Consider the following 22,321-nt stretch of genomic DNA (forward strand, 5'->3'; position numbering starts at 1 on the left):
ATTTTCTAAATAAAACAGCCCTGTTGCTGCCGACAGTATTTTTGCTTTCCGCCTGTTATGGCAAAACAGATCAGACGCTGTCACCGCCGGAAAATGCCCGGCGAGTAACCATAGCCGTCAGGGTTCCTGAGGGCATTACACTGTTGCCATTGCAAATGCTTTACCGTTCTGAACGGTGCAAGACTAAAAGCTATAACTCGAGTAATGAAGCCTATGAAATTCGCGGATATAACGGTTTTATGCAGGCATTCAACCCGCAGGCAAACAGTGACATTAGACAGCAACGGATTGCCATTGATGGCGGCGGGCCATGCCAGTGGCGGCTTAATTCCATTAAAGTCAGTTTTAAGATTGCTGATGGCAATCCTCTCGTTAAAGGAAAAGAGGTTTTCGCTACTAATTATATCTTCGATTTTGATGATTATGGATTCAGTGATGGTTACGGCACCGGAAGGGCAATGGAAGCCAGCGGGGATATTATTTTAAAGACAGATTTTTTCCCAATGGTTACTTATCACATTGATAATACTACTAGCTTGAAATTTTTTGGTGGAGATACTGGATTTAAACAATGGAGACGCAGATATAAACTTTTTAATACACATCGGATACTTGTTGCACCGAATATTCATTTAACAAAAGTTGTTACACTCATTCCGCCTGAACAAAAAGAGGATAGAGATTTTTCAGCGATTTATCCTGATGGGAGTACCGAAAAAATTCCGTATATTTATCCTAATTACGAAAAACTGCTACCCATGAAATAACGAAGTCATTATGAAGTTACCTTCAGGGAGGAAAAAGTTGAATTCTCAGTGTAAATAAAGCCCCGCGGGTCTGCACCGGCGGGGCTTTGTCGCGCGGTGCTGATATCTTAAACCTGCGCCTCCAGCCTCACCCGCTGCTGTTCCATCCCGGTAAAAATAGCGTCTGCCAGTTCAGGAGGAAACGAAGCAGGGAGCTGCCTTGCGACATTTTCAATAACGACCGGTACGAGCTCGATGAGCTCATCGATCATGGTTTCTATTTGCCGTTTACCTAACCCGCTCTGCTCGCCCTGCTTAATCCAATGCCTGCGCAGGATCTTGCTGATCAGGTAATAAATTATCAAAATAATCGCGAACCACATTGCCGCGATGCACCTGATTACCCGGCGTAAACGGCAGGGAAAGCGACAAAGGTCGCCCTTGTGGGTCCTCTGTCCATTCGGGCGAGTACTGTAAACGATCCTCGCCTTTTTGCTTATCCCAGTACCCCACAGGAATACCGTTCATCCATATCGCTAAACGCTGCTGCGCACGACGCATATCATCACCATTGTTCCTTTCTGGCGGGCGTACTTAAATAATCCGGCTTGATTTCCTCCATAGAGGGTTTTTCAGGATCGGATTGTGAGGAAAACACCATCTCAATGCCCAACACATTAAATACCCGAAACAGCCGGTCAAGGCTGGCAGTAGCAGGGTTTGCCTCCAGTCGGGCATATGTCTGCTGGGTCACGCCCAGTTTTTCTGACACATCCTTTTGCGTCAGACCTTTTTCCTTACGGAACCCCACCAGTAACGGACGGAGCTGGTTAAGTGTTTTTAACGGATAGACTGTATTCATTATTTTGGCTCTGGTATCGCGGTTCTTATACAGATTATAGGCTGTATTCAGCACATTACACCCTAAAGGCTGTAAAAACAAAATACAGCCTGCAAGCTGTTAAAGATAAATACAGTTTATAAGCTGTAATTTGCCCACTACTGCCCCCTCATGCTCAAATACCGGTTTCACGCCCGGATGAAACCTCATGAAAAAAAGCGAATTTATCGCTCAGGATTTACTGAGCAAGATTTATCAGAACAGCGGATCGCTGCCGGAGAAGTTACCGCCGGAGCGCCAGTTAGCGGAAGAATACGGGGTTTCGCGCTTTACCGTGCGCAAGGCGCTGGAAAAACTGGTGAGCATCGGGGCGGTGCGCATTGTGCAGGGCTCGGGAATTTACATTAACCCCGGCGTGAGCAGTAATCCGCTGGTGTACAACTCGATCACCGAAAAGAAATTCGCCGAAATCAGCTTTAAAATGCTGGAGCTGCACAAGCGGCGGCCGGATAAAGAAGAGCAGCAGGTTTTCGATCTGAATGTGGATGATTTTATCTGGGCATTCATCCGTTTGCGGCGTATCAGCCAGCGCAACGTACAGATTGAATACTCCCGTATGCCTGCCCGTGAATTTGGTGATCTGAATCAGAAGACCATCGAACATTCCATTCAGCAATATGTTCTGAGCAAGGGCTATGCGATTTCACATTCCCTCACCCGCTATCAGGCGGTGACAGTCAATAAAGAACAGGCGCACATCCTGGGATGTAAAAAAGGCATTGCCGCCATGCACATTACCAACAGAGGCATTTTGCAGGGCGGCAAAGTTTATGCGTTCAGCGACATTATCGACATCGATTATTCCTGTACCTACATCATCCCGTTTAATCAGGACAATCTGGCTTTCCGCCAGAAGTAACACCCTGTTGTCAGGGCGTGTGGATCACGCCGTCCGGCAGGCGGCTTTGCGTCCATTCATGCGGACGGTACACCACCGGAAATTCAGCCGCAGCCTGGCTGTTAAAGCCCACACCAATGCCCGCTTCTTCTCCCGGATAGAAATACCCGTTCTCCGGTGCCCGTGCGCCCGGAAAGACCTGCTGCGTGTTAGCCGGATACGCGACAAATTCCTGAATTGCCGCATTATGCAGATGAATATTCAGATGCGTATTCACGGCTGCACCAATCGGCGTCATATCAGGCGGACAATGCCACGCCAGTCGCACGCCAAAGCTCTGACAGAAATGCGCCAGTTTTAATGCCGGTGTGATACCGCCGATTTGCGAAACATGGCAGCGGATAAAGTCTATGCGGCGGTTAATAACCAGTTCTTTCCATTCCGCCGGATTATTAAATAATTCACCGGTCGCCAGCGGCACCGCAGTCTGGCTGCGGATTTGCGCCAGCCATTCGTTCTGGTCCGGCGGCAGAATATCTTCGATAAAGTAAGGCCGGTACTGCTCGACGGCTTTGGCGAACTGCACCGCCTGCTGCGGGAACAGCCGTTCGTGAACGTCATGCAGAATGTGGAACTGATTGCCGTATTTTTCACGCAGCGCTTTGAACATCGCCAGCGTGTTGTCGATGTACTGATCCTGATCGTAATACGCACCCGCCGTCGGTTGGCGGGTGCTGTGGAAATCACGCGCATTACCGCCGTAAAAACCTAGCTGGCAGCGGATATGGCGGTAACCTTCAGCCAGCAAGCGATCCACTTCACCGTACAATTCTTCCAGCGTTTCACCGGCCGCATGGCTGTACGCCGTGACGGCATCTTTCGATTTACCGCCAAACAGATGATACAGCGGCATATCTGCCAGCTTGCCTTTGATATCCCACAGCGCCATATCAATGCCCGCAATGGCGTTATTGATCACAGGTCCGTTACGCCAGTAAGCGTTCACCATCATCATCTGCCACAAATCTTCGATGTGATTGGCATCGCGGCCGATCAAAAGCGGTTTGAGATATTCATCCACCATCAGTTTGACCGCCAGCGGGCGCTGCTGGAATGTCGCGCAGCCCAGACCGAAAATACCACGATCAGTTTCAATTCTGACCACCACTAAATTATGACGATCAGGGCGCGTTATCTGACATTCGATATGAGTAATCAGCACAGGCTGCATGATAAATCCTTAATAAAGACCGTAATTCCTTTTCACAAAAAGGCGGCGGGAATATTCGTATAGAGGTTATTTCAACGTATTTTTATACTGCTTGTAAACCTAAAATTCAGGCTTTTATTTTGGTTTGAAAGCATGGCTGAATATCGCCAAAAAACAGACCAATTTAACCATGATGCACTAAACCAGCACCGATCAGTGAAGTTCTGTGACGGGGATCCTGTTTTATTGGTTTGTTTTTAAAAATATCCCTCATTACACTCCTCTTCACTCAAATAAAGAATAATTGATTTTTTCGTCGCGGGGTTCAGGGTGAATACAGAAATAATGCTCTCGGTAATTAAACTGGTGGGCGGTGCGGGAAATATTAATAAAGTCTGGCACTGCATGACCCGCCTGCGTTTTGATTTACGCGACGAAAATAAAGTGGCCTGGGATGAGATTAAAAATCTGCCCGGCGTGCTCGGCGCGCAAAGCCAGAGTGATCAGGTGCAAATCATCATCGGACCAAAGGTGAATGTCTGGTACGAGGCCATCGTGTCGCAACTGGATCCGGTGAGCGGCAACGCCGAAACACCAACAGGAAATGTTTCCACAAAAGGAAGAAAAAGCCTGGTATCGATGTTCATGGATACTGTCTCCGGCGTGTTCGGCCCGATCGTTCCGGCCATTGCGGGCGCGGGGATGATTAAAGGTTTACTGGCCGGACTGATTGCCCTGAAAGTCATATCGGCTAAAAGCGAAACCGTGATGATCATCGATTTGATCGCCAGCGGCGTATTTTACTTCCTGCCGTTTTTCCTCGCGGTTTCTGCGGCGAAGATCTTCAAAACCAATGAATATCTGGCCGCTGCCGTAGCCGCCTGCCTGATGTACCCGACACTGATGGACGCGGCGAAAGCACTCGCCAGCCACACGGCCGGGGCACCGACAGCGTTGTATTTTATGGATGTGCTTCCGGTGTCTGTTTTCAACTATTCGGCAAGCGTCATTCCGGTAATTTTCTCGGTGCTGGCGCTGAGTTACATCCATCGCTGGGTCGATAAAATCATGCCGGATGTGCTGAAAACCGTCTTTACACCAACGCTGACACTGTTTATCGCGGCGCTGGTATCACTGACGCTGATTGGTCCGGCGGGGATTTATCTCGGTAAGTTGCTGGCGTTTGGCATCCAGGGATTGTTCGATGTATCGGCGGTGTTTGCGGGCTTTATTGTCGGCGCGATCCGCCCGGTGGCGATCCTCACCGGCATGCATCACGCCATGACGCCAATTGCGTTGCAGAACTTTACTGATCAGGGCTGGGACATGCTGATGCCGATGATGTTTATGGCCAACATGGCGATTGCCGGATCCACCTTTGCGATTTATTTCCACGTTAAAACCCGTGAACAAAAATCCGTGGTGCTCTCTGCGGCGATTTCCGGCTTGCTGGGGATCACCGAACCGGCATTATTCGGCGTGCTGACGCGCTACAAAAAAGCCTTTATCGCCACCACCATCAGCAGTTCCGTGGCGTCGGCATTTATCGCGTTCTTCGGAGTGCGTTTGTACGGCTATATTCTGTCGAGCATTTTCAGCCTGCCCGCTTACATCGGTCCCTATTTCATTTACATTCTGATGGGCGTAGTGCTGTCACTGGGGCTGTCGTTTACGCTGACCTACCTGATGGTCGTCAAAAACAAAGGCACCGAACAATCGGTGCCTTTGGTGAATCAAACGCGCTGAGATTTATCAGGCCGCTGTCTTTGAATGCGTAAGCTCAGACAGCGGTGCATTCTGAATAAGATTGGTCAGACGCCCGATATTTTCGATTTCCACTTCAATCTTGTCATTCTCATGCAGGAACAACGGCGGTACGCGGGTTTTACCCACACCGCCCGGTGAACCGGTCATGATCACATCGCCCGGAGAAAGCTGGGTGAAGGTGCTGATGTAGGCAATCATCTGCGGAATGGTGTGCACCATATTGGCTGTGGTGTCGTCCTGCACCAGCCGGTCATTCAGCCAGGTTTTGATACTCAGATTTTGCGGGTCGCCGACTTCATCCGGCGTCACCATCCACGGGCCAAATGCGCCTGTCGATGGCCAGTTTTTACCTGCGGTATACCATTTATGCTGCCAGTCGCGTACTGAGCCATCCATGTAGCAGCTGTAACCGGCGACAAAATCGAGTGCGTTTTCTGCTGAAATATTGCGGCCCGTGCGGCCGATAATAATCGCCAGTTCGCCTTCATAATCAAACTGCTCAGAAGAAGCCGGTTTAATGATGGTGCCGTTGTGACCGACCTGCGAATCCGCGAAGCGGACAAACAATGTCGGCGCGTCGCTGGTTTCATTAAATTCTTTGCGTTTTTCCGCGTAGTTCATGCCCACGCCGAAAATTTTGCCCGGCCTGTCGATAACCGGCAGGAAACTGATGTCATTCAGTTGAAGATCCGCAGGGGACTCAACATAGCGTTGCAGTTCTGCAAGTGAATGGCGTGCCATGAATTCGTTAATATCGCGGCATCCTGAGTGACTGCCGACGTCGACAATCCCCTCTTTTTGGTAGATACCGAAGCTTTTGGTGTGGTCTTTATTGATGGTGAAATTAACAATTTTCATAGATGCACTTAGATTCTTATTTTACTTAAAACAGGTAAATTCGCTGGCGTTCGTGTTGCGAAAACGGCGTGCCGGTCACAACGTTGGCGTGATTATTGACCCTGCCTCTCATGCCTTCTACTATATTTTATTATCAAATTGATGAATTTCAGGAATCAATGTTAAATAACAGAGACTTAGAGTATTTCGTGACGGCTGCGCAGATAATGAATTTGAGACTTGCGTCACAAAATTTAAATATAACTCAGCCTGCGCTTTCGAAATCCATCACCCGTTTAGAGAAAGAACTGAACATCAAACTGTTCAAACGGGCAGGTCGCGGGCTGGAACTGACCGAGGCGGGACGGGTGCTTTATCAGCGTGGTTTAGCGCTGCAAAGTTCCTATCTTGAGCTTGGGGAAATCATGAATGAACTGAGCAGCGGCGCGGGCGGTATCGTTCGCGTGGGTGTCTCAGGTTCTGCGACACAATTCTTACTGCCTGAAATCTGTAAAATGCTGCAATCGCAGGTGCCGAATATGAAACTGGAAATCCAGATCGGCATGAACGATGTGCTTTTTACGTTGCTGGAACGTCATGCGATCGATGTGATCATCGGTCCGCTGGTCAACTACGACAGCCCGGTGGTGCAGTTGCCGGTAACCGCCGACCGGGTGATCGTCGCCGCGTCACGCGATCACCCGCTGGCCGGTAAACCCGCCAGCCTGCGTGAACTCAGCCGTTATGGCTGGATTTTACCGGCGAAAACCGTGTCGATGCGCCAGTGGCTGGATAAAATGTTCTATGAAAATCATTGCTCACCGCCAGACGTGAAAGTGGAAATCAGCTCACTGGCGTCGGTGCCGGGGCTGATTGCGAAAAGCGGATTGCTGAGCTTTTTGTCGGAGAATATTCTGGTCGAAGAAGAATTCCTTTCGCGGCTGATCCGTATCGATAACGACCAGTTAGTGATGGAACGCCGGGTCGGGATCACCTGGCTGGAAGGTGCGTTTCTTTCACCGGCCACACAGAAAGTGATCGACGTGACCAAAAGCGTTGGGCAAAAAATGCAGATGGAAGCCCGCCGGATCATGGAAGACTGAAATCCGGCGGGCTTGTTTTTACACCAGATGGCAGGCCACGTAATGACCGCTTTCTACCTCACGCAGTAACGGAATTTCTTTATGACAACGGTCGGTTGCACACGGGCAGCGGGTATGGAAACGACAACCGGCAGGCGGTTTTGACGGATCCGGAATTTCACCACTGACCATCGCCACCGGCTCACTGTCCGGATCCAGCGTCGGCACCGCCGCCAGCAGCGCCTGCGTATACGGATGCAGGGGCTGACAGAACAACGCATCGCGGCTGGCCGTTTCCACTAACTGGCCGAGATACATCACCGCCACGTCATCACACAGATGTTCCACCACGCCGAGATCGTGCGAGATAAACAGAAACGTCACGCCGTGATCGTCACGTAAATCCGCGAACAAATTAATGATCTGTGCCTGAATCGACACGTCCAGCGCCGAAATGGGTTCGTCGGCAATAATGAAATCAGGTTGCAGGATCAGCGCGCGGGCGATGCCGATACGCTGGCGCTGACCGCCGGAAAACTCATGCGGGAAACGGTTGTAATGCAGCGGCGACAGCCCGCAGATCTTCATCACCTCCACCACTTTCCCGTGCAGTTGCGCCCGCGTACACAGCTTGTGTTCCAGCATCGCTTCACCGATAGCATCACCAATGCGGATGCGCGGGTTCAGCGAACTGTAAGGATCCTGAAAGACCAGCTGGATTTTCGGGCGTAACGCTTTCAGTTGCTTAGGTTTCAGTCCGTGCAGGTCTTCGCCACGAAATTTTACGCTGCCCGCCGTTTTGTCATACAGCCCCAGCAACGTGCGTCCGACGGTGGTTTTACCGCTGCCGGATTCACCGACCAGCCCAAAAATCGTGCCCTTGCGGATGTTAAAACTGACGCCATCCACGGCGCGCAACTGCCCGGTTTCCTGCCCGAATACGCCATCACGGATCGGGAAATACTTTTTCAGGCCATCCACTTCAATCAGATATTCAGCACTCATGGCTGTAACCCCCAGTTTTCCTTCTCACTGACCGCGTTCAGTCCGCTATAAAAACATGCGGCCTGCCGGAACTGACCTTCCAGCGGCGGAATGCCCTGGCGACATCTTTCCGTGGCGCGGGAACAGCGTTCGGTGAATGCGCAGTAAGGCGGCAGCGCGGCCAGATCCGGTACCTGACCGGGAATGGAATACAAGCGGCGGCGGCGTTCGCCCGGTGTCGGCCTCGAGGCAATAAGTCCCTGGGTATACGGATGTAGCGGATTGCGCAGCACATCGGCGGTCGCCCCCTGCTCGACAATTTTACCGGCGTACATCACGACCACGTGGTCGGCCATCTGCGCGATCACGCCCAAATCATGAGTGATCAGCATCAGTGCCATATGATTTTGCTGCGCCTGTTCACGTAATAAACGCAGGATCTGCGCCTGTACGGTGACGTCCAGTGCAGTGGTGGGCTCGTCAGCAATCAGCAACTGCGGCTTACAGCTCAGCGCCATCGCAATCATGATGCGCTGTAACATACCGCCCGAAAGCTGATGCGGATAACTGGTCATCAGGCTTTCCGCACGCGCCAGCCCGACGTTGGTGATCATCTCCGTCGCATGTGCCCACGCCAGTTTCGGCGATTCACGGCGGTGGCGGATCAGCGGCTCGACAAGTTGCTCACCGAGGGTCAGCACCGGATTCAGCGCGGTCATGGGTTCCTGAAAAATCATCGCCAGCTGGTTACCGCGCAAATCCGCCATTTGTGACGGCCGCAGTTTAAGCAGGTCACGCCCCTGAAACAGAATTTCACCGCCATCAATACGTGCGGCCTGTGGCGGTAACAGCCCCATCAGCGACATCGCCGTGACACTTTTCCCGCAGCCGGATTCCCCGACAATACCGACAGTTTGACCTGCCTGAACGTCAAAGGTGACATCCTGTACCGCGCGCACACGGCCCTGATCGCTGGAGAACGACAGCGAAAGCTGATTAAAACGGATCAACGGTTGTGTCATTTTTTGCTCCGTTTCAGTTTTGGATCGAGCGCGTCACGCAGGCCATCACCCAGCACGTTAATCGCAATCACCGTAATAAAGATCGCCACGCCAGGCGGCATCCACAACCACGGGCGACGCTGGAAGTCGATCAGACTGTTCGCCGCATCCATCATATTTCCCCAAGACGGCGTCGGCGGCACCACGCCTAATCCCAGATAGCTGAGTGCAGATTCGCTGAGAATGGCGTTCGCCACGGCCATCGTGGCCATCACCACCAGAATTGGCACCGTGTTTGGCAGTAAATGACCGAACAGCCGACGGCGTGAAGACAAGCCGAGCACCTGTGTCGCCAGCATGAAATCACGTTCACGCAGGGAGAGAATTTGCCCGCGCACCAGACGTGCCAGCTTCGGCCATTCCAGCAAACTGAGCATCACGATCACCATGTACACACGGGAATCCGGCGAAAAATCCAGTTCAGAAAGCATCGCGCCCATCACGATCAGCAGCGGCAGGCTCGGAATAGTCATCACCAGATCAGCAAAACGCATGATGATTTTATCAGTCACACCACCGAGATAGCCGGACACCGCGCCCATGAGATACCCGAGTGTCACAGACAGCAACATGGTCAGCATGCCGATAATCAGCGAGATGCGCCCCGCCAGCAGCAGCCGCGTATAGACATCACGCCCGAGAAAATCGGTACCCAGCCAGTGTTCTGCATTCGGCGCTTTGTTGATCATCAGCGCATCAGTGGCATCATCGCGCCAGGGAGAATAGTAAGGACCCGCTATGCACCAGACGGCCATAACCAGCAGCAGAACTAAGCAAAACATTGCCAGCCGGTTTTGGCGCAACGCCCGCCAGGCCTGTCGCCAGGGTGACGGTGTCACCTGAGCCAGCACCGGAATTTGCGCTTCGCGCAGACGGCGGTTGGTTGAAAATAAAGAGCCAAACATTACGACCTCACACGGATACGCGGATCAGCCCACGCATACAACACGTCGGCAATCAGATTGCCAAGAATGGTCAAAACCGCCAGAAACAGCGTGAACCCCATCAGTACCGGGTAATCACGCGCTGCCAGTGAATCAATATGAATGTGCCCTGCACCCGGCCAGTTGAAAACTTTTTCGGTGATCAGCGCTCCGGAAAACAGCCCCGGCAACTCAAATCCGAGCAGCGTAATAATTGGCAGCAGCGCGTTTCTCAACGCGTGTTTAAGGATAACCGTGCGTTCACGAAGCCCTTTGGCACGCGCGGTACGGATGAAATCCATCCGCACGACGTCCAGCATACTGGCGCGAAAATAACGCGTCAGGCTGCCCGCCTGCAGCATCACCAGCGCAACGACCGGCAACACCAGATGCGCGGCCACCTGCATCACCCACGCCCAGCCGGTCGCGTCACTGCCGGTATTGGTCATGCCGCCCACAGGCAGCCAGTGAAGATCCACGGCAAACCATTTAATCAGCAGCAGGCAAAGGAAGAAGGTCGGGAAGGACATCGCGGCAAAAATCACAATGCTCACCACATGGTCGAACAGGGAATAAGGCTTCATCGCCGAGACAATGCCAACTGCCAGCGCGATCCCCCAGTACAACACCATCGCAATGGTCGCAAGCAGGAAGGAATTCCAGATGTACTGATTCAGCAACTGGCTGACCGGGATCTGATATTGCAACGAAAAACCCAGATCCCCCCGCAACAGATTCCCCAGCCAGTGCAGATAGCGGCTGAGCAGCGGTTGATCCAGGCCGTATAAGGCTTTCAGTTCAGCAGCGCGTTGTGCAGTCAGCGTAATATTACCATCGATAAAATCACCCGGCGTTTTGGCAAACAGCATGAAAATCAGCAGCGAAGCGAGGAACAACATCGGAATGGTTTGAAGTAAACGACGCAGAATGAAATTTCTCATGACTTTCTCATTGAAGCTGCCGGAAGAGCCCGGCAGCGGCGTTATTTCTGATTATTTGACAATTTTGACATCCGGCAGACTGCCGGTCAGGCCGTTGTAGATGTCCGGTTTAAAACCGGTCACGCGGGCGCTGCTGGCTGAAAGAATTTTGCGGTTACCGAGCAGGATCGCCGGCGGATCGTTTGCCAGCACTTTGTACAGCTCGTGGTAAATCGGCTTACGCTTTTCGATATCCAGCGTCGCGTTCCCTTCGTTGATCAGCTTATCGACTTCAGGGTTGTTGTAGCCGGATTCGGTAGCCTCGGTGCTGTAATAATCCCACACGCCATCGTGGGGATCGTTAAGCGTGCTGGTGCTGAATGAGGCCAGATCGTAATTACCCGCTTTACGCTGTGACATCAGGGCGTTGAAGTCCACAACCTGCGGTTTCAGCAATACGCCAATTTTCTGATAGTCTTCTTTTGCTATCGGGATCAGCGCGTCGTTCAGCACTTTTTTGCTGACCAGCAGCGTCAGTTCGAGACGTTTACCGTCTTTCACACGAATACCATCACCGCCAACTTTCCACCCTGCTTCATCCAGCAATTTATTGGCCTGCGCCGGATCGAATTTATAGGGATTCACGCCATCAGTGTTGTACGCCCAGGAGATAGGCGCGATCGGCTCAATCGCCACAGAGCCGTAACCCTGATAAACCACGTCGATCAGTTTCTGGCGATCCAGCCCGTAGATCAGCGCCTGACGCACTTTCACATCCTGCAACGCAGGGCGGTGAACGTTAAATTCAATTTTGCTGTAATCGCTGGATCCATACAGGTTGATGTTGGCAAAGCCGAGCATTTTCAGCTGCTCGATGTCATCCGGTCGGGAAGTGAAGGCATCGTAATCAGTATCGCCGGTCTGGAATAACTGGAAGTTAGTCGACGGATTGGTCACGCGATAGATAAAGCGCGGAGTCGGCGGTACGCCGCGATAATAATTGGTGTTGGCGTGGAAACGGATCTCCTGCCCCGGGATGTACTTATCGTACACATACGGGCCATTACCCAACGGTTTGCCATGCAGCGTGCGCAGGTAATCAAGATTTCCTCGCTGATAGCCTTTGCCGTAATACGCTTTCGACAGCACCGGCCCGCCGATTTTTTGCAACGTGGTAGCCCCCGGCTGAGTGGTGGTGACCTGCAACGTCAACGGGTCAATCACTTTCAGACCATTGATGCTGTCCGCCTTGCCCTGCTTATATTCATCACCACCGGCAATGTGTGCCAGCGTGATATCGGTATCACCATCGTATTTCGGGTCATACAACACCGTCAGCGTGAACGCGACGTCTTCTGCAGTCAGTGGTGAACCGTCACTGAATTTCAGGTCAGGACGTAGTTTGATGGTATAGGTTTTGCCATCCGGGCTGACGGTCCAGCTTTGCGCCAAGCCGGGAACCAGTTTGCCCTGGCTGTCCCAGTCAATCAGACGGGCGAAAATCACGTTAGTGACATTTTCATCCCAGCCGTTGACGAAGAAATACGGGTTAAAAATCCCCTGAGGTTCGGAGATCCCGGCGATCACTGTATCAGTGCGCAGTTTTGCAGCCGCAGGAACCTGGCTGACATCTGTTGCCGGTGTGATGCCTTCCTTTAATACATCATCAGCGAATGCAAAAGAAGACAGCATCACGGCGCTGGCCAGTAATGCGATTTTGAAAGAAGCAGTACGGTGCGCGCGTTGTGCGGCTGGCGCGAATGCAGAGCGTAATAACGTAGCCAAAAGACATCCTCATCATAAGTGTGCAAACGGTTTACAAAACATGACAAAGAGTAAGGATGCCGTTTACCCTTGTCTAACAACGAAAAAATATGGCTTATAGCTTTTAAACAGTACGCAGAAAAAGTCGCCAAAACGGCTAATGTGGAAAGATTTCCTGATATCACCCAGTAAGCGCTTACTAACCCATTAAGCCTTATTCAGAAGGATATGTGCGGTGAATGCTTGCATTTTGGACAAAAGAAAAACGGCGTATCTCGTGAAAGATACGCCGTTTATTTTTATTTCTGCTTAAGGGGAATCAGGCAGCGACTTTTTTGCTACGCGAACTGACTTCTGCCAGGATCGCTTTATGCTTACTCTTCTCGCCGATCAGCTTATACCATCCAGAAAGCTTACGCAGGTCCGGCAAGGTGGCCTTCTCATCCACATCGTAAGCGCTTAGTTTGTCGAGATATTCTTCGAAGATCGTGATGCAACGGCGCGCCCACTCGCCTTCCAGCGCCGATCCGGCGACAGCTCGCGGACGTCGCGGTAAGCGCGGGCGCAGCGGTTTGCTGGCTTCCGGTGCAGATTCATCCACATAGGCAAACTTGATGGATACCACGGTTCTGCCCTGCTTTACTGGCTCCCAGACCACCGAAATATCGGTATTGGCGTTGATCCGGTTGATCGTCGGCTCAAGGAGTTTCTGACGGAAGTCACGATAATCCTCGTATTTGCCCGCCAAACCGGCCTTCTCGCGCATCCAGTTGAGATCCAGCGTCACTTCTATGGCTTTACCGCTGCGACGTCCGTAGAGGTTCTTAGCTTTGATGAGCCAGCCATACAGCCTTACGGAGAACGGCGTATCAAGTTTTGCGATGTTGGCAAAATTCAATTTGGTAAAAGACTCTTTAAGTTCATAAAGATACGGGGCAACATCCTGTCCGAATCGCAGAACCACTGCGCTGTGATCGTCGCTGCTCACATACTCAAGACGTGAAAACCAGGAGAGTTGTACAGTGCGAACCTTGCCGGTTTTTACGTCCGGTTTGTAGATGGTGACCGGCTTTTTCATCAGGCTTTCAGCGGCTTCGCGCAACTGGCGGTGGCTGCTGGTCGGGTTTACCCCGTAGATCCGCTGATAGTCCTGAGGGAAAAGTCGATAAAGCGTATCTGGCTGAGGTTTCCTGCTATCAATTTGTGCCAGCGCCAGATTTAGCAGGCGCATTTCATCCAGAGTGACGCTGTAAGCGCCTTCAAGAAGATCATTCCCCTGAACTACGGTGAGTTTATTCAGTTCCATGTAGCAGGATCCATAAGTGGAAAGTAGGTAAATTATTCCACATAAAAAATACCGACGTAAAGTAAAAACAAGGGTTATTTATTCTTTTACAATCAACAACTTAAACAATGATCCAAAAAACATGATCAGGAAAAATCTCCACATATTGTTTTCAGCACGGCCAGGGATCCTTTTTTAAATACGTTGGATCGTCGGGTTTTTTACAGGAAATTATTCCACATATGCGGGTGATGACCTTCGCTGAATTTTATCAGCAATGCGCAACCAGACCCTAACCGCGATCAGAAAATCATTCCACATTTGAAGCGCTCATGCACATAAAACCATCAAAGTTACCTTTGTGATCCCCTTCTCACTTCGTTCCGGTCCAGGGTTTCTCACCCTGAGCTGATGCACAGGAAAACTTTCCACGTATAGCCAGCATGGGGATCAGAAAATGTCTCCACATTAAGAGGCAATGATCGCGTCAGCAGGAAATTACTCCACATAAGAAGCCCGATGGCGCTCACAGAAAATGTTTCCACATACAGACCGGGATTGGATCAGGAAATTTCTCCACCTAAAGTCATGCAATGTGGTTTTTCGCCGGGTAAGCATCGTGAATATCATCATCTTTGATCAGGAAAACATTCCACATATCGAGACGTGACGTTGTCACAGTTATTTTAATATGCTGATTTATAACAATTATTATGCAGTAGCGATGAGAAGATGCTTTCAAGGGATCAGATAATGTTTCCACATAGGGAGGTTCAGGATCAGGAAAAGCTTCCACATATCCCCTTCCCTGACCGCCTCAAAGAGAATGGGTCTGCCCTGTCTGCAGGTATTTGGGATCCGTTATCGGAGTACGTGACATAACGTGACGCTGTCACAGGAAATTGTTCCACATATTAATGTTAGCTATGGGATCAGGAAATCCTTCCACTTATGAGAAACGCCTGTTGTGACAGTCGGTTAGGCAGGTGTTAAGCTTACTGTGGCTGTTGACTGGCGGGTAACCGAGATATCCACAGAAAATCATTCCACATAGATAATAGATTGATCCGTAAAGATATTATCCACAGAAAAAGACTCTACATTTGGCATGAAAAGGATCCACATCCAACAGGAAGGATCTCCACCTGAAGCAGGAAATACCTCCACAATACGGGTAGTAACCTATTGATAATAAATAGTAAAAACCGTCTCTAAAGAGAAAGATCTAAACTTAAAAAATAAACAAAACATTATTTGATCTTGGGATCTGATCACCCCGGAGTAGATAATTCAAGAAGGGATAAGTTAGCGTTGAAGGCAGACAGAGCAATGTTCTCAGGCAAGATGTCATCACAAACGGGCCTTGGGAGACCCGATCCAGCCAGTAATCAGCACATTATGACCGTTCGTTGGTGATGAGCCAGGCTTCGATCAGCTCTGTCAGGACGTCTTTCATTTCGCGATCTTGCAGGAAGCAACTGGTTTTAAAGCGGCGATGTAGCTCTTCATCGATATTGGTCTGCAATTTCTTCACTGATGCGGGTGGTTTAGATACCGCTTCCAGTGCAGTCGTCAGTTGTCTGTGCTGGCCAAGTTTCATTTTCATTTCAGCAACTCCGTAATTTCTTTGGTCATAATTTCAATTTCACCTTTCGCGTTTCCGTCTGTCGTATCGAAAACGGTGCCGCCATCCATCATTGTGCGGATGTAAACCTGGCGCTGTGTCGTACCAGTACGCAATGCGGGAACGCCGGTATCGGCAATGGATTCTTTCAACACTTCAAGCATTTTAGCTGACGCGACTTTTTTGGTGATAAGAAAACGGGCAATCACCGGCTGCAAGTTTTCGCGAGCTTCCACGACGGCCAGAATAGCGCCACAGGCAGCAAAATCTAAAGGTGACGGTGTCACGGGGATGAGTACCAGGTCACTCACCATTACCGCCGCGGAAGAAATAGCTGATATTGCAGCAGCACCATCGATCACCACGTAATCGTATTCTTTCAGTTGCTTACGGACGGTATAGACTTCTTTTTCTGAAGCCGCTTCTGCAAGATCGAACAGGCATTTGCTTTCGTCATACCAGTTGCTGATACTCCCCTGCGGGTCGGTATCCACCATTACGACCTTGTGCCCTTGCCGGGCAAGACAGGTTGCTATGTTTATAGACGTCGTGGTTTTCCCTACTCCGCCCTTCCCGTTCAGGAAAGAAATAATTTTCGCTGCCATGACAACCTCTGATGAAGCGTTCAGTGAAGATAACATGATTCTAAAATCATAAGATTTCAGGATTCATAAACTTTGTAATCATAGGATTCTGAGATTTTTAAATCCATGAATCACAGGATTGTGCTGCTACTATAAAGTTTGCATCCGGGGATTTCAATATTTTAGGATTATCGAATTATAATATCTTGTGATTATGAAATCTCAAGATTATGAGATTATGATGCGTGGAGCCAATAAGTAGTAAATCTTGTGATTCCAGGATGATTAAAGCCTGTGATTATATGATTCAGTGATTCCGGTTGGAACGCAGTTGGGATGTCAAAGCAAGTCGGGCAAAAGCAGAGTCATCAATGTACATCTCCGGATTTTAGGATTTTTAAATCTTAGGATTACAGGATGCAATGATTCCTTATGAGTTTTGCATGTCTTAAGTACATACAGTTTTACGCCAGACATATGAACATCCTGCTATAAAATCTCACCATCTCACCATCTTCAGATTTCGTGATTTCAGGAGTGGCAGGATTGTTTGATTACAGGATTTTTCCAGTCTCAGGATTTCATTCAACCGGGCATGATCTCTTAATCCTGGAAGTATTGGAATCCTGTGATTATCATGAACCAGCGGCTAAATATCTTTGAATCCTGGAATCTCTAAATCCTGCAAGGCTGCTATCTTAGGATGAAAGACGGGTTCAGATTATCCTGTACCAGCCTCCAGGTATTCTATGATTACAGGATAGTAGAATCCTAATTAAGATTATAGGATTTCAGGATTCCATTAATTAAATACTCTGCTGCCTGGCTATCATAAGATGCAATTGAGAGAATCCTGGAATGCCAGGATGCTTATGTGATTACAGGATTTCAGGATTAAAACCACAGGTAGGATTACAGGATTTAATGATTATTTGATGTTTTACATGCAGTTAAGTCAGTTATAGTGATTTTATTTAATGTTATGATTCTGTGATTACAGGATTATATTAAAGGATTACATAATCCTGAGATTCCTATTGAGGATTGTATGATTACAGGATTCTGTGGGGGATCTTCGATTGCAGGATACCATGTGGTTAGTGTCTCGATAGAATCCTGTGATTTTGGTTGTGCTGAGATTATACAATCCTGAGATTATGATTGGTCATTCACCTGTACAAATGATTCAGAGATATTGGGATTAAAAGATAGTGGGAATAGCAAATCACCGGATTCGAAGATGCAGGGATTTCAGGATTCTGAGAGTGCAAGATGAGGAGATAGAAGAATATAGGTATAGTGAATCCTGACATCTGGTAATCATTGAATCCCAAGATAAAGAATCTTAGGATTCAACAATCATACAATCATACAATCATACAATCATACAATCATACAATCATACAATCACATGATCAGGTGATTAATGCGTGACAACATCAAGTGCCCGGAGATGTTCAGGTTGCCAGGAAAGTAGCACTTCGGAACCTGGCTTCCACCCTGGATTCATTGCAGCCGCAGAAAGTTTAACCATAAAATTATCCTGACCGGCCACTTCCGTCATCATGCGTACGTGATCACCCAGATAAATGAATTGCTGAATTCTTGCCTTCACCTGTTCCATTCCGGGTTGCGGATTATTTACGTGAATACGCTCAGGGCGAATAGAGAGCAAAATCTTTTTGCCCGGCGAGCTTGGGCGAATTTTTACTGCACGCAGTTGAGTGCCGTCATCGAGTGATGCGCGGTAATAGTCGCCTTCGGCAGCATTGTTGGTGGCCAGCAGGCTGTTATTCTCGCCGATGAACTGAGCCACGAATGCATTATCCGGTTTTTCATAAATCACATTCGGGCTGTCCATCTGCTGGATCACACCATCATTGAACACCGCAACACGGTCAGACATCGTCATTGCTTCGCTCTGGTCATGCGTCACATAAACAATCGTCAGATCCAACATTTTATGAAGTTGCTTAATTTCCATCTGCATATGTTCGCGCAATTGTTTATCCAGCGCACCAAGGGGTTCGTCCATCAGCACCAGCTTAGGTTCAAACACTAGTGCGCGGGCTAGCGCAACACGTTGCTGCTGACCGCCCGACATTTGGGCAGGGTAGCGGTCAGCCAGAGATTTGAGTTTGACCATGTCCAGAATGCGGTCAACTTTCTCTTTGATATCAGATTTATTAAGCCGTCGAATGGTCAGTGGAAATGCCAGATTTTCCGCCACGGTCATGTGAGGGAAAAGCGCATAGTTCTGGAACACCATGCCGATATCTCGCTGATGTGGTGGCAAATTATGCAGAGGTTTATCGCGTAATAAGATTTCACCCTGGGTAGGCGTTTCAAAACCTGCAAGCATCATCAGACTGGTGGTTTTGCCGGAACCGGAAGGGCCCAACAGTGTCAGAAATTCTCCTTCGTGCACATCAAGGTTGAGGTTTTTGACTACCAGCTTGTCCCCGTCGTAACTCTTTTTGATATTTTTGAAGCTGACATACGTTCTCATCACAGGCACTCCGCAAATAAAATTATCGAAAATGGGATGACGCGACACGGCACAATTTGTGCATAAAACATCCTCAGAAGGATTGTTTGTCTGGCGTTATTAAAAATCTTTACCATCCGCTTCTGACGCTAACAAGCATTTTTTGACAAAATAACACAAAAAATAAGCCTGAGAGAAATCTCGCAGGCTTATGAATCTTATTGTTATTTTTATTTTAAAAGAGTTTATTGCTAGCAGTAAGATCTGTGTTTTACGCAGGATCAGGCAAATCACCTTGCAGGGTCAGCAGCCTATGGTCAGACCCCGGGATTGCACCACCGGCTTGCAGCCTGTGTCGCAAACACTCCACGATGTGCCCGAAAGCCGTTTCAATTTCTTCTTCAGGAACGCAACCGTAACCGAGCAAAAGCCCGCGCCGCGGGGCAGGGCGCAGGTAATATGCCGACAGCGGGCGTGTGAGAATTTTTTTCTGCTCCAGCTCTGCGCTCAGCGCCACATCATCAATCGAATCAGGCAGTGACAAAATCAGATGCAAACCGGCATTGCTGTTTTCACACAGGAATTCCGGACCGAGTTCCTGTCCGATAAGCCGTATCAGGGCATTACGTCGTCTGCCGTAAAGCAATCGCATCCGGCGGATGTGGGCGGCGTAATGCCCTTCGCGAATAAATTCCGCAAGCGTAAGTTGCGTCAGTCCGTTACCGGCACGGTACAACTCGGAGTGCGCAATTTTGAGGCGCGAGGCCAGCGGACGCGGCAGGACGACATAACTTATCCGCATTGCCGGATACAATGTTTTACTGAATGTACCGATGTAAATCACCGGCGCATCGCTGCTCAGTCCCTGCAACGCGGGGATCGGACTGCCCGAATAGCGAAATTCGCTGTCGTAATCATCTTCCACTACCCAGCTACCTTGCTGGCTGGCGATGGCAAGAATTTTTTGCCGTCGGGCCAGGCTCATCACTGAACCGAGCGGATAGTGATGTGACGGTGTCACGCATATCAGCTTAGGTGCGCGGTCCTGTGGCGGGCTGTCGGGCGGGTTCAGCCCGTTTTCATCCACCGGCACCGGCTGAATATCCACGCCGTTGATGGTCAGCACATTGCGGATTCCCCAGTAGCTCGGTTCCTCAATCCAGGCAACATCGCCCGGGTCACAGAGCATTTTCGCCAGCAAATCCAGCGCCTGGTGGGTACCGGCGGTAATCAGGATCTGATCTGCCGTGCAGTCAACAGAACGCGCTATACGCAAATAATCTGCCAGCGCATGTTGCAGTTGCGGGCAGCCACCATGGCGGGAGTAGGTGAGGAATTCGGGCGGCAGACGACGGCTCAGACGGTTCTGCAACTTACGCCAGATGTCATGCGGAAATTTTGTGACGTCCGGAACCCCGGGCATAAACGCGCCCCACTGATGCGAGGCAACGCCGGTACGCGTCAGCAGTTGAGAACCGCGCTTGGAAAGTGACACATGGCTGCGAACCGGTGCGCAGCGCAGAGGTGTTTTATCGGCGATCACGCCGTCTTTCGGTAAATCTGCGGGAACGAAGGTTCCGCTTCCGGTGCGGGTCTGAATGTAGCCTTCGGCCTGTAACTGCTCGTAGGCAGCCAGCACCGTATTGCGCGAAATATCCAGTTCTTTGGCAAGGTCTCTTGAGGCGGGCAAGCGGCTGCCAGGCGCAATACTGCCATCAAATATAGCCTGTTGTAATGCCTGATAAACCCGCTTGTTCAGCGTGCCGGGCCAGGCATCTGAAAGCTCAGTGAGACGTTGCAAAATGAGGTCAGAAAGCAATGAGCGCAAAAGTGGATCCTCAAAATAAATGAAACTGGTTCTGGATTATAGAGCCGCTGGCGGGATAAAAAACAAGTACAGATTGCTAATTCGACAAATTGTTCATCTCGCAACCGGCAATCTATAAAACATCAACCTGAAGGCAGGAGCGAAAGATGAGTCACAGTGAACTGGAAAAACGCCGTAAAGAAGCGACGCCGCGTGGTGTAGGTGTCATGTGTGATTTCTATGCGGCAAAAGCAGAAAATGCCACGCTGTGGGATGAACACGGGCGGGAATACATCGATTTCACTGCCGGGATTGCGGTTCTGAACACCGGACATCGTCACCCGAAAATCGTTGAAGCCATCCGCAACCAGCTCGACCTGTTCACACACACTTCCTACCAGATTGTGCCTTATGCCAGCTTTGTGAATCTGGCTGAACGCATCAACGCGATTTCTCCGGTGAGCGGCAAAGCGAAAACCACTTTCTTCAGTACCGGCGCGGAAGCTGTCGAAAACGCGGTGAAAATTGCCCGCTCCGCCACCGGTCGCCCGGGCATCATCACTTTCTCCGGTGCATTTCATGGCCGCACGCTGCTGACCATGGCGTTGACCGGCAAAGTAGTGCCTTACAAAGTGGGCTTCGGGCCGTTCCCGGCCTCGGTCTTCCACGCCCAATATCCCAACGCCGTTCACGGTGTCACCACTGAAATGGCACTCGACAGTATTGAACGTATTTTTCGCAGCGATATCGCGCCGCAGCAAATTGCTGCGATCCTGTATGAGCCGGTACAAGGCGAGGGCGGTTTCAATATCGCGCCGGAAGATTTCGTGAAAGGGCTGCGCGAAATCTGTGACCGTCACGGCATCGTGATGATTGCCGACGAAGTACAGAGCGGCTTTGCGCGTACCGGTAAAATGTTCGCGTCAGAATACTATCCCGATGCCAAACCGGACATCGTCACGATGGCGAAAAGCCTCGGCGGCGGTTTGCCGATCTCGGGCGTAACCGGGCGCGCCGGGCTGATGGACGCACCGGAGCCGGGCGGCCTTGGCGGTACTTACGCGGGTAATCCGCTGGCCGTGGCCTCTGCGCTGGCAGTGCTGGATATCATCGAAGAAGAAAAATTGTGCGAGCGCGCAAATCGTCTCGGTGCAGAGCTGACTGAAGTACTCGGGAAAGCCAAAGCGAATTGTGCGGCACTGGTGGATGTCCGTGCGCGTGGTTCAATGGTGGCGGCCGAATTTAACGATCCCGTGACCGGAAAACCTTCTTCTGAACTGACCAAACAGTATCTGCGCAAAGCGCTGGACGCCGGATTGCTGATGCTCAGTTGCGGTGTGCATGGCAACGTGATCCGTTTCCTTTATCCGCTGACCATTCCTGATGTGCAGTTTAAAGAAGCCCTGGCAATTTTGTCCCGTGTGCTGACTGACTGAGGAAACCTGCGCATCGGGCTGAGTGATTAGCCGTTCAGACAGAGTGCACAGATGCACGAAAGCA

20 protein-coding genes and 1 pseudogene are annotated in these 22,321 nt (G+C 50.2%); 5 read left to right on the plus strand and 16 right to left on the minus strand.

What is annotated here, in order from left to right; all coding sequences use genetic code 11:
* A partial coding sequence (locus GW591_RS24010; RefSeq protein WP_318645664.1) for a hypothetical protein occupies nt 1-767 on the plus strand: 767 nt, incomplete at its 5' end.
* Between the two features lie 107 nt (nt 768-874).
* On the opposite strand, the gene GW591_RS24245 is transcribed toward GW591_RS24010, so the two are convergent.
* The 3 genes and pseudogenes from GW591_RS24245 to GW591_RS15520 all read right to left on the minus strand — a co-directional run bounded on the left by GW591_RS24245 (nt 875) and on the right by GW591_RS15520 (nt 1,608).
* A complete protein-coding gene (locus GW591_RS24245; protein ID WP_205963718.1) occupies nt 875-1,129 on the minus strand; it encodes a hypothetical protein in 255 nt (84 codons plus the stop codon).
* Nucleotides 1,086-1,307, minus strand: a pseudogene (locus tag GW591_RS24140) (HipA N-terminal domain-containing protein); the annotation flags it as partial. The gene GW591_RS24245 and the pseudogene GW591_RS24140, both read right to left, overlap by 44 nt.
* A gap of 4 nt (nt 1,308-1,311) precedes the next feature.
* Nucleotides 1,312-1,608 (minus strand): helix-turn-helix domain-containing protein, encoded by a 297-nt coding sequence (locus GW591_RS15520; RefSeq protein WP_121019978.1) that lies wholly within the window; start codon nt 1,606-1,608, stop codon nt 1,312-1,314.
* 187 nt (nt 1,609-1,795) lie between these two features.
* Between GW591_RS15520 and GW591_RS15525 the strand changes: the two genes are divergently transcribed.
* Nucleotides 1,796-2,506, plus strand: coding sequence for a GntR family transcriptional regulator (locus tag GW591_RS15525; protein WP_013577982.1), 711 nt, complete (start codon nt 1,796-1,798; stop codon nt 2,504-2,506).
* Between the two features lie 10 nt (nt 2,507-2,516).
* Here the strand turns inward: GW591_RS15525 and GW591_RS15530 are convergent, their stop codons facing one another.
* On the minus strand, nt 2,517-3,716 hold the full coding sequence (locus GW591_RS15530) for an enolase C-terminal domain-like protein (protein WP_013577983.1): 1,200 nt from the start codon (nt 3,714-3,716) through the stop codon (nt 2,517-2,519).
* Nucleotides 3,717-4,040: 324 nt separating this feature from the next.
* Between GW591_RS15530 and GW591_RS15535 the strand changes: the two genes are divergently transcribed.
* Nucleotides 4,041-5,441 carry a PTS transporter subunit EIIC gene (locus tag GW591_RS15535; RefSeq protein ID WP_014416613.1) on the plus strand — a complete coding sequence of 467 codons (1,401 nt, stop codon included), beginning with the start codon at nt 4,041-4,043 and terminating at the stop codon, nt 5,439-5,441.
* Between the two features lie 6 nt (nt 5,442-5,447).
* On the opposite strand, the gene GW591_RS15540 is transcribed toward GW591_RS15535, so the two are convergent.
* Nucleotides 5,448-6,320 carry a fumarylacetoacetate hydrolase family protein gene (locus tag GW591_RS15540; RefSeq protein ID WP_112151483.1) on the minus strand — a complete coding sequence of 291 codons (873 nt, stop codon included), beginning with the start codon at nt 6,318-6,320 and terminating at the stop codon, nt 5,448-5,450.
* A gap of 158 nt (nt 6,321-6,478) precedes the next feature.
* Between GW591_RS15540 and GW591_RS15545 the strand changes: the two genes are divergently transcribed.
* Complete coding sequence (locus GW591_RS15545; protein WP_013577986.1) at nt 6,479-7,402, plus strand: LysR family transcriptional regulator; 924 nt, start codon at nt 6,479-6,481, stop codon at nt 7,400-7,402.
* Between the two features lie 18 nt (nt 7,403-7,420).
* Here the strand turns inward: GW591_RS15545 and GW591_RS15550 are convergent, their stop codons facing one another.
* The 11 genes from GW591_RS15550 to pdxR all read right to left on the minus strand — a co-directional run bounded on the left by GW591_RS15550 (nt 7,421) and on the right by pdxR (nt 20,842).
* On the minus strand, nt 7,421-8,386 hold the full coding sequence (locus tag GW591_RS15550) for an ABC transporter ATP-binding protein (protein WP_166860944.1): 966 nt from the start codon (nt 8,384-8,386) through the stop codon (nt 7,421-7,423).
* Nucleotides 8,383-9,387, minus strand: a complete 1,005-nt coding sequence (locus tag GW591_RS15555) for an ABC transporter ATP-binding protein (RefSeq protein WP_119262369.1) — start codon at nt 9,385-9,387, stop codon at nt 8,383-8,385. Before GW591_RS15555 ends, GW591_RS15550 begins: the two co-directional genes overlap by 4 nt.
* Nucleotides 9,384-10,331 carry an oligopeptide ABC transporter permease gene (gene opp4C, locus GW591_RS15560; RefSeq protein ID WP_013577989.1) on the minus strand — a complete coding sequence of 316 codons (948 nt, stop codon included), beginning with the start codon at nt 10,329-10,331 and terminating at the stop codon, nt 9,384-9,386. Before opp4C ends, GW591_RS15555 begins: the two co-directional genes overlap by 4 nt.
* Nucleotides 10,331-11,290, minus strand: coding sequence for an ABC transporter permease (locus GW591_RS15565; protein WP_013577990.1), 960 nt, complete (start codon nt 11,288-11,290; stop codon nt 10,331-10,333). The genes opp4C and GW591_RS15565 overlap by 1 nt, the downstream gene beginning before the upstream one ends.
* 51 nt (nt 11,291-11,341) lie before the next feature.
* Entirely contained in the window at nt 11,342-12,961 is a 1,620-nt protein-coding gene (locus GW591_RS15570) for an ABC transporter substrate-binding protein (protein ID WP_225444958.1), read from the minus strand.
* A gap of 391 nt (nt 12,962-13,352) precedes the next feature.
* Entirely contained in the window at nt 13,353-14,339 is a 987-nt protein-coding gene (locus tag GW591_RS15575; protein WP_013577992.1) for a replication initiation protein, read from the minus strand.
* Nucleotides 14,340-14,904: 565 nt separating this feature from the next.
* Nucleotides 14,905-15,114, minus strand: coding sequence for a hypothetical protein (locus GW591_RS15580; RefSeq protein ID WP_148232220.1), 210 nt, complete (start codon nt 15,112-15,114; stop codon nt 14,905-14,907).
* Between the two features lie 600 nt (nt 15,115-15,714).
* Entirely contained in the window at nt 15,715-15,924 is a 210-nt protein-coding gene (locus GW591_RS15585; RefSeq protein ID WP_013577993.1) for a plasmid partition protein ParG, read from the minus strand.
* Nucleotides 15,921-16,547, minus strand: coding sequence for a ParA family partition ATPase (parA, locus tag GW591_RS15590; protein WP_013577994.1), 627 nt, complete (start codon nt 16,545-16,547; stop codon nt 15,921-15,923). The genes GW591_RS15585 and parA overlap by 4 nt, the downstream gene beginning before the upstream one ends.
* A 1,402-nt stretch (nt 16,548-17,949) precedes the next feature.
* The gene (locus GW591_RS15595; protein WP_134705457.1) at nt 17,950-19,035 is read right to left on the minus strand and encodes an ABC transporter ATP-binding protein; all 1,086 of its coding nucleotides are present in this window, start codon (nt 19,033-19,035) and stop codon (nt 17,950-17,952) included.
* Nucleotides 19,036-19,285: 250 nt separating this feature from the next.
* Nucleotides 19,286-20,842, minus strand: coding sequence for a MocR-like pyridoxine biosynthesis transcription factor PdxR (gene pdxR / locus GW591_RS15600; RefSeq protein WP_166860946.1), 1,557 nt, complete (start codon nt 20,840-20,842; stop codon nt 19,286-19,288).
* A 146-nt stretch (nt 20,843-20,988) separates the two neighbouring features.
* On the opposite strand from pdxR, the gene GW591_RS15605 reads away from it, so the two are divergent.
* Entirely contained in the window at nt 20,989-22,257 is a 1,269-nt protein-coding gene (locus GW591_RS15605; RefSeq protein WP_119262366.1) for a 4-aminobutyrate--2-oxoglutarate transaminase, read from the plus strand.
* The last annotated feature ends 64 nt before the right edge of the window (nt 22,258-22,321 follow it).

This window comes from Rahnella aceris (assembly GCF_011684115.1).
In the GTDB taxonomy this organism is placed as follows: Bacteria; Pseudomonadota; Gammaproteobacteria; order Enterobacterales; family Enterobacteriaceae; genus Rahnella; species Rahnella aceris.